This is a genomic window from Dechloromonas agitata is5 (assembly GCF_000519045.1).
GTDB lineage: Bacteria > Pseudomonadota > Gammaproteobacteria > Burkholderiales > Rhodocyclaceae > Azonexus > Azonexus agitatus.
Genome location: NZ_KI912532.1, coordinates 1,456,759 through 1,470,126 on the forward strand (window position 1 = coordinate 1,456,759; position 13,368 = coordinate 1,470,126).

Sequence of the window (13,368 nt, forward strand, 5' to 3'; positions counted from 1 at the left end):
TACGGCCGGGCGGTGTCAGCCGTATGTAACCTGGGTCACACAGTCGCCAGTTTCTGCAGGCCTTCCCGATCGATGACCGCCACCTGCTCGCGGCCGAGGCTGACCAGGCCTTGCGAGGCGAAGCCCTTGAGCAGCCGGCTGACGATCTCGCGCACGCTGCCCAGTTCGTCGGCTAGCTGCTGGTGCGTGACGTTCAGCGTCGCCTCGTTGCGGGCCAGGATCAGCTTGGCCAGACGTTGGTCGAGACGGGCGAAGGCGACTTCCTCGACCAGTTGCATCAATTCGCCGATGCGCTCGGCAAACAAGTGGAAGACGAAATCGCGGAAAGCCGGGTGCTCGACGATGAGCGACGAAAACTCCTGCATCGGCAGTGCCAGCAGGGTGAGCGGCGTTTCGGCGATGCCGCGTGCGTTGTAGTCGGTATGGCCGAGCAGGCAGCTGGAGCTGATGATGCACGAACCGCCCGGGCTAACGCGGTAGAGCATCAACTCGCGGCCGCTGGCGGCGAGCTTGATGACCTTGATGGTGCCGTCGACGAGCAGCGGAAAGCCCTGGCAGGGCTGGTGCTCGGCGAACACCTGCGTGCCGGCTGGCAGGTGCATGATGGCTTCGGGGCGGAGCAGCCGGGCGAGCCGTTCGGCCGGCAGGCCGGCGAGGGCCGGGTAGAGCGCGACCAGCCCCTCGGGTGTCAGGGCGGCGCTCATGCCGGCCGACCGATCTCGGCCCATACCGGGGCGTGGTCGGACGGGCGTTCCAGCTTGCGCGGTGCCCGGTCGACGCCAGCCGCCGAGCACTGCTCGGCCAGTGGCTTGGAGAGCAGCACGTGGTCGATGCGCAGGCCGAGGTTCTTCTGGAAGCCGAGCATGCGGTAATCCCACCACGAGAAGGTCTTTTCCGGCTGTTCGAACAGGCGGAAGCTGTCGGTCAGGCCAAGGCCAAGCAGGCGCTGGAAGGCAGCGCGTTCCGGCTCGGAACAGAGGATCTTGCCGGCCCAGCGCTGCGGGTCGTGCACATCGCGGTCGTCCGGGGCGATGTTGTAGTCGCCGCACAGCGCGAGTTGCGGATATTTTGCCAGTTCCTCCCCGAGCCAGACGGCCAGGGCGTCGAGCCAGCGCAGCTTGTAGTCGTACTTGTCGCAACCGACTTCCTGGCCGTTCGGCATGTAGGCGCAGATGATGCGCGTGCCGTCGACCGTACCGCTGATCAGGCGCTTCTGCTCGTCGGGAAAATGCGGGTTGCCGCAGACGACATCGTGGATCGGTTGCTGGGCCAGCAGGGCCACGCCGTTGTAGGTCTTCTGTCCGGAGAAGGCAACGTGGTAGCCGGCTGCCTCGATCTCCGCCCGGGGGAAATTGTGGTCTTCCAGCTTCAGTTCCTGCAGGCACAGCACGTCAGGCCTGGCGGCGGCCAGCCAGTCGAGCAGGTGGGGCAACCGGACCTTCAGCGAATTGACATTCCAGCTGGCGATTTTCACTGGCTCAGCCCGCCTGCCGGTTTGCTGCCGTAGGGCGCCGTCTTGGGGTAGCCGGCGAGGTCGAGCAGGTTGTTGTAGGCGGCGCCGTCGAAGCCGCGGAAGGATTGCTTGCCGACCTTCAGCGACGGCACGGCGGCATCGCCGACCAGTTGCTTCAGTTCGTCGATGTCCTCCTGCTTCTGCACCATTTTTTCGGTGAAGGGCACGCCGCGTCCGTTCAGGACGTCTCGCGCCTGCTTGCAGTCGGCGACGCAGTCGGCCGAGGTGTACAGCGTGACGGGGAAGGACGCCATCGCCTTGCGGGTGGCGAACGGCAGGGCTTCGCCGGCCTCGGCCGCCTCGCCGGTCTTGACCACGGACTTGGTCTGGCCCGGCGGCGGGGTGTCGGAAATCACGGTTCGCCCGGCGGAATCGGTCCACCGGTAGGTTTCGGCCTGGGCCTGCAGGCAGGTCAGGGCGAGGCAGAGCATGAACAGGCGACGCATCTTGTTTTCCTCCCTCGGCGATCTCACGCCGCAATCATACCGCTGTGTCGAAGCAGTGCGTCCGGGCTGGGCTCGCGGCCGCGGAAGGCCCGGAAATTGTCGAGCGCCGGGCGCTCGCCGCCCCGTGACAGGATTTCGTCCAGGAAGCGTTTGCCGACCACCGGATCGAACGGATTGCCGGCTTCCTCAAAGGCAGCGTAGCAGTCCGCCGACAGCACTTCTGCCCACTTGTAGCTGTAGTAGCCGGCTGCGTAGCCGCCGCCGAAGATGTGCGAAAAGCTGTTCGGGAAACGGTGCCAGGCGGGCGGGATCAGGACGGCGACTTCGCGGCGCACTGCGTCGATGAGGTCCATGATCGTCTGCTTGCCGGCAGGGTCGAATTCGCAATGCAGGCGCATGTCGAAGATCGAGAATTCGAGCTGGCGGACGGTCATCATGCCGCTCTGGAAGTTCTTGGCGGCCAGCATCTTGTCGTACAGGGTGCGCGGCAGCGGCTCGCCGGTGTCCACGTGGGCGGTCATGCCTTGCAGCACATCCCATTCCCAGCAGTAGTTTTCCATGAACTGCGAGGGCAATTCGACGGCATCCCACTCGACGCCGTGGATGCCCGAGACGCCCAGCTCGGTGCCGCGCGTCAGCAGGTGGTGCAGGCCGTGGCCGGTTTCATGGAACAGGGTGATGACTTCGTCGTGCGTGAAGGTGGCCGGCTTGCCGCCGACCGGGCGGGCGAAGTTGCAGTTCAGGTAGGCGATGGGCTTCTGGATGCCGCCGGCCGTGTGCTTGCGGGAGCGGGCCTCGTCCATCCAGGCGCCGCCGCGCTTGGTTTCGCGGGCGTAGAGGTCCATGTAGAACTGGCCGACCAGATCGCCGGCCGGCGTTTCGATGCGGTAAAAGCGCACGTCCTCGTGCCAGACCGGCGCGGTGTCTTCCTTCACCTGGACGGTGAACAGGCTCTCGATGACCTTGAACAGGCCGGCGATCACCTTCGGCTCGGTGAAGTACTGCTTCACCTCCTGCGCCGAGAAGGCGTAGCGCGCCTGCTGCAGTTTTTCCGAGACGTAGGCGGCATCCCACGGCTGGAAATCGGCAATGCCCAGTTCGTCCCTGGCGAAGGCGAGCAATTCGGCCATGTCCTTCTCGGCGAAGGGCTTGGCCTTCTTCGCCATGTCGCGCAGGAAGGCGAGGACCTGTTCCGGCGTGTCGGCCATCTTGGGGAGCAGGGAGACTTCGGCGAAATTCCTGAAGCCGAGCATCTGGGCATCTTCGGCACGCAGTTCGAGGATGCGCTTCATCAGCGGGCCGTTGTCCCATTCCGGCTTGGAGTAGCCGTTGTCGATCTCGGCGGCGCGGGTGGCGTAGGCGCGGTACAGGCGGGCGCGCAGGTCGCGGTTGTCGGCGTACTGCATGACCGGGCCGTAGGACGGGGCGTGCAGGGTGAACTGCCAGCCGTCGACGCCGGCCTTCTCGGCCACTTCGCGGGCGGCCTCCCGGGCGTAGTCGGGCAGGCCGGCCAGTTGTGCCTCGTCGGTGACGACTTCGGCAAAGGCATTGGTCGCATCGAGCAGGTTTTCCGAGAACTTGGCGGCAAGTTGCGACAGTTCTTCCATGATCGCCTGGAAGCGTGGCTTCTGGTCTTCCGGCAGTTCGGCGCCGCCGAGACGGAAATCGCGGATTTCGTTATCGACGATCTTTTTCTGCTCGGCGGAGAGCGTGGCGTATGCCGGGCTGGCCTTCAGAGCGCGGTATTTGTCGAACAGCGCCAGGTTCTGGCCGAGTTCGGTGTAGAAGCGCGATACTTCGGGCAGCATTTCGTTGTAGGCCTCGCGCCAGGCCGGTACGTCGTTGACCGAATGCAGATGGCCGACGATACCCCAGGCGCGGCCAAAGCCTTCCAGGCCGTCGCCGAGCGGACCGGCGAAGTCGGCCCAGGTGGCTGGCGTGGTTTCGGCAGTGAGTTGCTCGACCAGCGCCCGGCCATCGGCCAGCAGTTGCGTGATGGCGGGCTTGACGTGTTCCGGCTGGATCAGGTCGAAGCGGGGCAGGTCAGTGAAATCGAGCAGCGGATTCTGGGTATGGGTCATGGTCGTCGGGGCAATAAAAACGGGCGGTCTGCGCCGCCCGTGGATTGGCGTTCAACAGCTTATTCTACTAGGTCGCGATAGGCGTGCCACGAGGCGTGGCCGAGAATCGGCATGATCACGACCAGGCCGAAGAGCAGGGTGGCGAAGCCGATCAGGGTCAGGCCGACGAGCAGGGCCGCCCACAGCAGCAACGGGCCTGGGCTGGTGGCGAAGGCGCGCAGGCTGGTCAGGATGGCGGTCGGCACATCGGCGTCGTGGTCGAGCATCAGCGGCACGGCGACAACGGAGATGGCAAAGGCGCCCAGCGCGAGCAGGCCGCCCAGGGCGAACCAGGTGGCGATGAAGGCCGTGTGCTCGCCGCTCAGGACCAGGCTGGTAATGAAGGCACCGGCGTCGATGCCGGAACTGCTGCCGAGCAAGGCGAAGGCGACAGCGGAGAAACGTTCCCAAAGTAGCGCGGTCAGCGCCAGGATCAGGCCGAAGAGGGCCATCGATTCGCCATTGCGCCGGAAGCAGCGAATGGAGTCGATGAACAGGATTCTCTCCCCGCGTGCTGTGCGTCGGCTTAGTTCGTTGAGACCGGCAGCGAGCAGGGGGGCGACGAGGAAGAAACCGGAAATCGATACCGTCAGCAGGTGCGGTCGGTCGAGTGTGGCGAGGATGATCAGGTCGCCGGCCAGCGCAAAGAGCAGGCCGTAGGCCAGCGAGGGTAGGGGATTGGCCTTCAGGTCCCGCCAGCCGGCACTTAGCCAGCGCAGGGGACGGTCTGCCGCGATGCGTCGAACGCCAGGCAAGGGCAGGGCATGGGCGGGCAGTTCCGGGAGGGGATTCATGGCAGTCTCCAGTAGTGGAATACTGCCTGTTTGACTGCAGCCGGTCGGCCAGGTTCAGGCAAAAAAACGCCCGCGCGTGGCGGGCGTTCCGGGTGCGGTGGGGGCTGCTTACAGCGTTTTGCCGGTCAGCTTCTCGAAGGCCTCGATGTACTTGGCGCTGGTCCGGGCGATGACGTCGGCCGGCAGCTTCGGACCGGGTGCCACCTTGCCCCAGTCGAGGGTTTCCAGGTAGTCGCGGACGTACTGCTTGTCGTAGGACGGCGGGTTGCTGCCTTCCTGGTACTGGTCGGCCGGCCAGAAACGGGAGGAATCCGGGGTCAGGGCTTCGTCGATCAGGTGCAGCGTGCCGGCGGCGTCGATGCCGAATTCGAACTTGGTGTCGGCGATGATGATGCCGCGCGTCGCGGCGTAGTCCGAAGCTTCCTGATACAAGCGGATGGCGGCGTCGCGGGCTTCGGCGCAGAGCTGGGCGCCGGTCTTGCCGGTGCCCTTGAGGGCCTCGGCCAGCGTCTTGTCACAGTTGGCGGCAGCCTGCTCGTAGGAAACATTCTCGTCGTGGTCGCCGACCTCGGCCTTGGTGGCCGGCGTGAAGATCGGCGCCGGCAGCTTGGCCGCCATCTTGAGCCCGGCCGGCAGCGCGATGCCGCAGATGGCGCCGGTCTGCTGGTAGTCCTTCCAGCCGGATCCGATGACGTAGCCGCGCACGACCGCTTCGATCGGCAGCGGCTTCAGGCGCTTGACGACGACGGCCCGGCCGCGCACCTGTTCGCGTTCGTTGTCGGCGACGACCGTTTCCGGGTCGATGCCGGTCAACTGGTTGGGGACGACGTGGCCGAGCTTCTCGAACCAGAAGTTGGCCACGGCCTGCAGCACCTCACCCTTGCGCGGGATGGGGTCGGGCAGGATGACGTCGAAGGCGGACAGGCGGTCGGTGGTGACGATCAGCAGCTTGTCGGCGTCGATGGCGTAGATGTCGCGGACCTTGCCCTTGGAGATCAGCGGCAGGCTTTTGATGGAGGATTCGAAGAGCGGAGCGGTCACGATCGGGTTCCCGAGAAGTGCAAAAGGCGCATTATAAATTAATGTGAGGCGCCTTCCTCGGCGGCGAGTTTCCGGCGCATGCGACGCGTGCCCCAGGCCACCACCCCCGCAATCACCGGAATGGACACCGCCGTGATCACGTCGGTATTCAGATGGTGCAATTCCTTCGTCCCCTTGGCGATGTATTGCACCAGCTGGGAGCCGTAGTAGGTCAGCACCACCACTGACAGGCCCTCGACCGCTTCCTGCAGATGCAGTTGCAGCTTGGCGCGGCGGTTCATCTGGCCGAGCAGCTCCTGATTCTGGCGCTCCAGTTCGATATCGACGCGGGTGCGCAGGAGTTGGCTGTTGCGGGCGACGCGGGCGGAGAGTTCTTCCTGGCGGCGGCTGATCGCTTCGCAGGTGTTCATCGCCGGCAGCAGGCGGCGCTGCATGAATTCGTAGAAGGTCGGCAGGCCGGAAATCCGGGTTTCGCGCAGTTCCTCGATACGCTGCATGACCAGTCCGTGATAGGCGCGTGCGGCACCGAAGCGGAAGGTGGTGCGGGCCACGGAGTGCTCGACTTCGGCCGCCAGCGTCGAGAGTGCGGCGAGGATGTCGCGTTCGTCCTGGGCGCTGCGGGCCCGGCCGATGCGATCCATCATGTCGGCCAGCCGCTTCTCGCCGTCGTACAGCCAGCGACCGACTTCCTTGGCGACCGGCAGGCCGAGCAGGGCCATCATCCGGTAGGTTTCGATCTCGACCAGGCGCTGCACCGTGCGGCCGGTCTGGCGCTGGGTCATGCCGGCGTTGAGGACGAGGAAGCGCGAGAAGCCGTTGTCGATCTTGAAGTCGGTGAAGATCCAGGCCGCGTTGTCGGCGACGCGGGCGGCGACCATGGTGCGGCCGTTCGGGGTCAGGCTGGCGAGGATGGAGTCCGGGCTGATCTCGTCGGTTGAGCGCAACTCGACGTGGGTGGCAACGATCAGCTTGCCCGGGATGCCAGAAATCCACTCGGGGTACACGGCATCGAAGGCGGTGGCGTCCGGGTTCAACTCTTCGCCATCCGCCAGCGGGCGGAAGAAGGTGTAGCTCGAGAATTCCGTGTGCAGTTCCCAGCGCATGCGGAAGGCGCCGGTATCGATCATCAGGTGCGCGTCGGAGCTTTCGATGGCGTTGCAGACATGGCTCTGGCAAAGCTTGCCGAGGTTGTCGCGTGCCTGCGCCGCTTTTTCCGCGCTGTGCTTGAACACCAGGTGTGAGACGAGCATGGCACCGACCAGCGGCACCGGTGGTCGGGCGTGGAACTCGTTGTTCAGGCGCTGGCGGAGCGGGTGCTCCTGCAGTTCGGAAAGCGCGAGGCGAGGGTGCATGATCGGTGCCGGTGATGTCGTTGGTGCGGTGCAGCAGATTGTAGCGTATCGGGATCGGCTTACCGCTCGCGTCGGATTTCGGCGTTTCGCGCAAACCGTGGGCTAGCGAAGACTAGCCCAACCGCTTCCTGCCGGCCGGCCCGGGAGGGCCCTCCCGCCCGTGCTGTCGACAATCAGGTGGGGAGGGCGGCGAGGCTCAGAACTCGGCCCAGTCGCCGTCGTCATCGCCCATGTGCTGGGCCGGGGCAGGGCTTTGGCGAAGTGGCGGCGCCTTGCTCGGTTGGGCAGCGAGCCGAGGCGGGGTAAGGTTGGGCAGGGCGGCCGGTTTGCTTCGGGCGATGGCCATCGGCTGGCTACCGGTCAGCGTCTCCAGCTTGAAGACGGCCACCGCGCCCCGGAGTTGCTCGGCCTGCTCCTGCAAGGATTCGGCCGCGGCCGCAGCTTCCTCGACGAGGGCGGCATTCTGTTGGGTGACTTCATCCATCTGGGTCACGGCCAGCGAAATCTGGTCGATGCCCGAGGCCTGCTCCTCGCTGGCGTCTGAAATGTCGTTGATGATGCCGGAGACCCGATCGATGGCATTGACGATATCCATCATCTGGCTGCCCGCCAGTTCGGCCTGCGTCGTGCCTTCCTTGACGCGCGAAACCGAATCGTTGATCAGCACCTTGATTTCCTTTGCCGCTTCGGCCGAGCGCTGGGCCAGGTTGCGCACTTCGCTGGCGACGACCGCGAAGCCGCGCCCCTGTTCGCCCGCCCGGGCGGCTTCGACCGCCGCATTGAGGGCCAGGATGTTGGTCTGGAAGGCGATGCTGTCGATAACGCCGATGATGTCCACGATCTTGGCCGAGCTTTCGGCAATGCTGGCCATGGTGAGTGCCGACGTGCGGACGGTATCGCCGCCGCGGCGTGCCACTTCGGTCGCCGCAACGGCTTCCACCCGGGCCCGCTGGGCGCTCTGCGTGTTGTTCTTTACCGTAGCATTGAGCTGCTCCATGCTCGACGCCGTCTCTTCCAGGCTTGATGCCTGTTCTTCGGTACGGCTCGACAGGTCCTGGTTGCCCGTGGCGATTTCGCTGGCGGCCGTGTTGATGGCTTCCACTGCCTGCTTGATCTGCTCCACCAGTTCGCTCAGGTTGCCGACGGTGCTGTTGATGCCCTGGCGGGTTTCGCCGAACAGGCCGGGGTATTCCTTGTCGATGCGCTGGGTCAGGTCGCCGTTGGCCAAGGTGTTGGCGACGCGCATGACGTCCTTGAGGCCGCTTTCGGTGGTGTCGGAGAGCTGGTTGAGCAGTACGCTGAGGTCGCGGGCGAAGCCCTGCTTGCCGGCCACCTCGGCGCGCACGCTGAAGTCGCCCTGGGCCGATGCCTCGGCAATTTCTTCGATGTCGCTGACGATCTGCTTGAGCGCATCGACCGTGGCATTGACCGAACGACCGGTTTCACCGAAAACGCCGGGGTAGTTCTTCTCGATGCGTTGCGTCAGGTCGCCCTGGGCCAGCGCCTTGGCCACGCGCATCACATCATTGAGTCCGGTGTCGGTGGTTTCGGCCAGGCGATTGAGCGACTCGCCGATGTCGCGGCCGAAGCCCTGCTTGCCGGTGAGATCGATGCGCTGCGCGAAGTTGCCTTGTGCCGCCGCTTCGACCATGTCGCGGATTTCGGCCACCAGCTTGGCCAGGCTGTCCTGCATGACACTGAGCGAAGCCAGCAGGCTGGTCGTGTCCCCCGGCCGCGTCACGATGCTCGCCGAGAGATCGCCCTTGGCGATGGCCAGCACGCTGTCGGCGGCATACGCCGGTTCGCCGCCCAGGCGGTTGACCAGGTTGCGCACAATCAGCCAGGCAATGCCGCCTGCCGCCAGCACCCCCACCAGCAGCGATACCAGCATGATGAGCTTGGCCTGGTCGGCCTCCTGCTGGACGGCATGGCCGGTTTCATGGAGCAGGGTTTCCTGAAGCTTCTGCAGCTCCCCGGTGGCGGCTGCATATAACCGCTGCCGCTCGCGCATCTCGGTGAGCAGGAAGTCGCGGGCTTCTTCGTTCTTCCTTTCGCGCAGCAGGCGGATGACCGTATCCTGGCCTTCAACGAAGGCGCTGCGGGCCTCGAGGATACGTTTCATCGTGGCCTTGGCCTCGGGCTGCACGAGGCGCGGTTCCAGTTTCTCGATCGTTTCCTTGATCCGTTTGCGCGCCTCCATCACCTGCGTGATGTGCTTTTCCATGATGGCCGGATCTTGTGCTTCGAGCAGCGCGTTGCGCAGCCCTCGGGCGATGTCGAGCACGTTGTAGTTGATCGAGGCAATCCATTCGAGCTTGGGTACCTTGTCTTCGATCACCTCGTTCAGCCGGTGGGTGATGCTGTTCATGGCCAACCAGGCCGAGCCGCCGATGATCAGCATGAGACATACCAAGGCACCGAAGCCCAGCGCCAGCCTGGTTGAAACCTTCATTTCGGATTTTGTTCCTGTTTCCATCACCCATTCATCCTTTGCCGGTTTTTTGAAACGGACTGAGAAACGGTATTTGCAAGGGAATTTACTTCGAAAACTGTCAGGGCCAAGGCCTTGAACCCCATTTTACGCACAGTTCCTTGATGAATTGATGATTGAATCACATTTAATGCTTTCATTGTATTGCGCCCCCGGCGCTACCTTGCGGAGGGACGCTGGCGGCGGGGGGCAAGCCAGACCCAGCCAAAAAAAAGCCCCGGAAATCCGGGGCTGAGCATGGAACGCAGGAAACCGGCTGGTCTTGCTTCAGCCGAGATCGACCGGCACGAACAGGCGGGAATCGCCGCGTTCAACCAGGATCGCCGCCTTCTTGCCGGCTTTGGCGATGATGCCGCGCAATTGCTCGACGCTGTCGATGGCCTGGCCGTTCACCGACAGGATGATGTCGCCCGGCCGGATCCCGGCCCGCGCCGCGGCCCCGTTGGCCTGTTCGACGAGCAGGCCGCCCCTGGTTTCGGCCTGGCGCCGCTCTTCCGGTGTCAGCGGGCGGACGGCAACGCCCAGGCGGCCCTTGTCGGCGCTCGGCGTGTCGAGCTTCGCGACCTTCTCGTCGCCGAAGCTGCCGACGCGTACCTCGATGTCGCGCGTCGCCCCCTGCCGCCAGACCTGCAGGCGAGCGGCCTCGCCCGGCTTCTTCAGCGCGACCGCAGCCGGCAGGTCGCCAGCCGAGGCGAGCGTCTTGCCGTCGATGCCGAGGATCACATCGCCCGGCTCCAGGCCGGCCTTGGCCGCCGGGCTGCCCTTCTCGACCGAGGAAACCAGCGCCCCGGCCGGCTTGGCCAGGCCAAAGCTGTCGGCCAGCGCCTGGTTGACGTCCTGGATACTGACGCCGAGCTTGCCGCGCTGCACCTTGCCGGTGGCGACGATCTGCCGCTCGATGTTCATCGCCACTTCGATGGGGATGGCGAAGGACAGGCCCTGGTAGCCGCCGCTGCGCGAGTAGATCTGCGAGTTGATGCCGATCACCTCGCCATTCATGTTGAACAGCGGGCCGCCGGAGTTGCCCGGGTTGACAGCCACGTCGGTCTGGATGAAAGGCACGTAGCTGCCGTCCGGCAGGCTGCGCGACTTGGCCGAGACGATGCCGGCACTGGCGCTGCTTTCGAAGCCGAAGGGCGAGCCGATGGCGAGCACCCACTCGCCAACCTGGGTCTGGGCCGAGGCGCCGATGCGCACCGTTGGCAGGTTCTGCGCCGCGATCTTCAGTACGGCCACGTCGCTCGTCTTGTCGGCGCCGAGGACCTTAGCCTTGAATTCACGCTTGTCGTTGAGCTTGACCGTGACTTCGTCGGCCTCCTCGACGACGTGGGCGTTGGTCAGGATGGTGCCATCGGCGCTGACAATGAAGCCGGAACCCTGGCCCTGTACCGGCGTCGCGCCCTGCGGCAGGCGCCCACCGAAGCGGCGGAAGAACTGGTAGAACGGGTCGTCCGGGTCGATCTGCGGGCCATTCGTCGTCTTGCGCGTACCGGTCACGCTGATGTTGACCACTGCCGGGGCATTGGCAGCGACGATGCTGCGCATGTCGGGCAGGGCCGCCGGCGCGACGGTGACGGGCGGCACGGTAGTCGTTGCGACGCTGGCGGCCGGCGTGGCATGCGCGTCGGGGATGGCTTGCAGATGGCCGAAGGAGTAGGCGCCGCCAAGTGCGGCAGCAACCGCAACAGCGGCAACGGTCAGCTTCAGGGGTTTCATGGCGTGGATTTCTCCTGGGTAACGGATGGGGGTGTGGTCTGGGCGGCATCTCCGGCTTCAGTGGCCAGTGCCGGCTGGGCCAGGGCGGTGCCGAGCGAGCCGATGAGGGCGAGGGAACGCAGCATCGGACGCAGGCGATCAGGCGGCTGCCCGCGGTGGGTGGCCGGCGCCGGGGTCAGGCCGAAATGCCGGCGGCTCGTCCTGAGAAAGGCGGTCAGGCTGTGGGGGGCGAAGGATTCGGGCTGCATGAAAAAGCTCCTTGGATTTTTCGTCCAAGTTTTGCGCGAAACCGGGCTTTTTCAAGTGCTCTTTTTGCGACGATTTGTATCCAAGTTTTTCAGGTCGCGTCTGCCGCCAGCAAGGGCGCCAGCACGGCGTCGGTGGCGGGGGGCGTGCTGCCCTGCTGGGCCAGCCAGACGAAGCGTCCGGCCGGGGCTTGGGCTGTGGCGGCCTGGGCCGCGGCCCTTTCGGTGCGTTCGTTGACCAGTACGACGACGCGCAGCCGGCCGGCCGTGGCGGCCAGGGTCTGCAACTCGTACAGGCAGCCCTGGTTGGCGGCGACGAAGTTGCGCAGATCCATCAGCACCACATCGCTGACCTTGAGCAGTTCGGCCAGTGCCTGTTGCCAGGTGGTGTCGTGGCAATAGCATTCGTTGACCCGGTAGCGACCCTCGGCATCCGGCTGCCACTCGAAGGCGCCGAGCCGACGGGGGACATCGGCGGGGCGGTGGATGAATCGCTCGGCCAGGCGGCCGTCGAGGAAGGTGAAGATGTCGTCGGCGTCAATGGTGCGTTCGGCCAGGTCGGTGCCGGCGATCAGCACGGTGTTGCCAGTCAGGCGCCAGCGCTCGATGACGCGGTCGAAGATGTCCTGCACGTTGGCATCCTGGCGGAAGACGCGCAGCACGAGCAGGGTGGGTGGCCGGCCGGCGGGGCGCCGGCGCCGGGCCATGAAGTGCCCGCCGAGCGGTATCCAGAGCAGGGGCAGGAAATAGAGCAGGGCACCCCAGCCTTCGCTGGCGATGGCGCCCAGGGCCGGACCGGTCAGGGCGATGATCCAGACCGCAGTAAATAGGTAGAACAGTTCCGAGATCCGGCGGGCGGCATAGGCTTGGCCCAGCCAGCGGCCGAGCGCCCGGGCCGGCCACCAGGCGATCAGCCAGGGCGCCAGCGCGAACAGCGCGATGGCCGTGACGGCCCCGATCTGCCTGGCCAGCCAGAAGGCAATCGGGCTTTGCGCCTCGACCAGCGCCGCCAGCAGATCGACGCCGGCTTGCGAAGCCCAGCACAGGGCGATGAACAGCGGCGCCAGCCAGGGGGCGACGGCCCGCGTCGCGCTGCCCAGGCACAGCGCGGTGACAACAATCAGCGGCAGGCCGATGTCGAACAGCATCCAGCCGAAGACCTGCGCGAAGCTGACATTCTCGTTGGTGCGCCAGCTGAGCAGCGCAACGGCGGCGACGAACCAGAGCAATAGCACACCGACGAAGCGCCAGCGCGACCAGCGGCGGATCACCGCGACGACCGGCACCACCGGCCAGGCGTAGGCGGCGCACAGGGTACTGACGGTGATCAGCGTGATCGGCCCGTTGGCCAGTAGCTGCATGAGCAGGGTGCGGCTCAGGGCCATGACCAGCGTGATGCCGAGGAAGGCGAGGATCAGCCGGCGCTCGGCCTGGCGGTTGTCGGCCAACGTGACGGGAACGGGCGCCGCATCGGCGGCGTAGGGCAGGCGGGCTGCCGGTATCTCGCTCGCTGCCGGTGTTGTGGTAAGCGGCGCCTTCATCAGCGCCTGCATTGCCAAACGGTAGCGCCAGGCGACCAGCAAGGCGCCGATCACCGACAGGATGGTGGCGATGACCAGCAGCGTGGCGATCTTGCCGGGCAGCATGGGC

The 13,368-nt window shown here is 65.7% G+C and carries 11 protein-coding genes; all 11 read right to left on the reverse strand.

The window, feature by feature from the left end; genetic code table 11:
• Positions 1-35: 35 nt before the first annotated feature.
• Entirely contained in the window at positions 36-704 is a 669-nt protein-coding gene (locus K420_RS0107205) for a Crp/Fnr family transcriptional regulator (RefSeq protein ID WP_027457486.1), read from the reverse strand.
• The gene (gene xth, locus K420_RS0107210; RefSeq protein ID WP_027457487.1) at positions 701-1,474 is read right to left on the reverse strand and encodes an exodeoxyribonuclease III; all 774 of its coding nucleotides are present in this window, start codon (positions 1,472-1,474) and stop codon (positions 701-703) included. Before xth ends, K420_RS0107205 begins: the two co-directional genes overlap by 4 nt.
• Positions 1,471-1,959, reverse strand: a complete 489-nt coding sequence (locus K420_RS18390; protein ID WP_051453004.1) for a glutaredoxin family protein — start codon at positions 1,957-1,959, stop codon at positions 1,471-1,473. The genes xth and K420_RS18390 overlap by 4 nt, the downstream gene beginning before the upstream one ends.
• Positions 1,960-1,982: 23 nt before the next feature.
• Positions 1,983-4,040: a M3 family metallopeptidase gene (locus tag K420_RS0107220; RefSeq protein ID WP_027457488.1), complete on the reverse strand. Its 2,058-nt coding sequence runs from the start codon at positions 4,038-4,040 to the stop codon at positions 1,983-1,985.
• Between the two features lie 59 nt (positions 4,041-4,099).
• Positions 4,100-4,873, reverse strand: a complete 774-nt coding sequence (locus tag K420_RS0107225) for a DUF2189 domain-containing protein (RefSeq protein ID WP_051453005.1) — start codon at positions 4,871-4,873, stop codon at positions 4,100-4,102.
• A gap of 108 nt (positions 4,874-4,981) precedes the next feature.
• On the reverse strand, positions 4,982-5,914 hold the full coding sequence (locus K420_RS0107230; RefSeq protein ID WP_027457490.1) for a phosphoribosylaminoimidazolesuccinocarboxamide synthase: 933 nt from the start codon (positions 5,912-5,914) through the stop codon (positions 4,982-4,984).
• Between the two features lie 38 nt (positions 5,915-5,952).
• Entirely contained in the window at positions 5,953-7,266 is a 1,314-nt protein-coding gene (locus K420_RS0107235) for a DUF3422 family protein (RefSeq protein ID WP_027457491.1), read from the reverse strand.
• 196 nt (positions 7,267-7,462) lie between these two features.
• Complete coding sequence (locus tag K420_RS0107240) at positions 7,463-9,718, reverse strand: methyl-accepting chemotaxis protein (RefSeq protein ID WP_198293815.1); 2,256 nt, start codon at positions 9,716-9,718, stop codon at positions 7,463-7,465.
• Between the two features lie 306 nt (positions 9,719-10,024).
• Entirely contained in the window at positions 10,025-11,473 is a 1,449-nt protein-coding gene (locus K420_RS0107245; RefSeq protein WP_027457493.1) for a DegQ family serine endoprotease, read from the reverse strand.
• Complete coding sequence (locus tag K420_RS0107250; RefSeq protein ID WP_027457494.1) at positions 11,470-11,721, reverse strand: hypothetical protein; 252 nt, start codon at positions 11,719-11,721, stop codon at positions 11,470-11,472. The genes K420_RS0107245 and K420_RS0107250 overlap by 4 nt, the downstream gene beginning before the upstream one ends.
• An 89-nt stretch (positions 11,722-11,810) precedes the next feature.
• The gene (locus K420_RS0107255) at positions 11,811-13,364 is read right to left on the reverse strand and encodes a hypothetical protein (RefSeq protein ID WP_027457495.1); all 1,554 of its coding nucleotides are present in this window, start codon (positions 13,362-13,364) and stop codon (positions 11,811-11,813) included.
• Positions 13,365-13,368: the final 4 nt, after the last annotated feature.

Excerpts from the sequence above, each read along its gene's own strand:
- K420_RS0107205 (WP_027457486.1), bottom strand. The coding sequence starts at position 704 with ATGAGCGCCGCCCTGACACCCGAGGGGCTGGTCGCGCTCTACCCGGCC.
- K420_RS18390 (WP_051453004.1), bottom strand. The coding sequence starts at position 1,959 with ATGCGTCGCCTGTTCATGCTCTGCCTCGCCCTGACCTGCCTGCAGGCC.
- K420_RS0107220 (WP_027457488.1), bottom strand. The coding sequence starts at position 4,040 with ATGACCCATACCCAGAATCCGCTGCTCGATTTCACTGACCTGCCCCGC.
- K420_RS0107225 (WP_051453005.1), bottom strand. The coding sequence starts at position 4,873 with ATGAATCCCCTCCCGGAACTGCCCGCCCATGCCCTGCCCTTGCCTGGC.
- K420_RS0107235 (WP_027457491.1), bottom strand. The coding sequence starts at position 7,266 with ATGCACCCTCGCCTCGCGCTTTCCGAACTGCAGGAGCACCCGCTCCGC.
- K420_RS0107240 (WP_198293815.1), bottom strand. The coding sequence starts at position 9,718 with ATGAAGGTTTCAACCAGGCTGGCGCTGGGCTTCGGTGCCTTGGTATGT.
- K420_RS0107245 (WP_027457493.1), bottom strand. The coding sequence starts at position 11,473 with ATGAAACCCCTGAAGCTGACCGTTGCCGCTGTTGCGGTTGCTGCCGCA.
- K420_RS0107250 (WP_027457494.1), bottom strand. The coding sequence starts at position 11,721 with ATGCAGCCCGAATCCTTCGCCCCCCACAGCCTGACCGCCTTTCTCAGG.
- K420_RS0107255 (WP_027457495.1), bottom strand. The coding sequence starts at position 13,364 with ATGCTGCCCGGCAAGATCGCCACGCTGCTGGTCATCGCCACCATCCTG.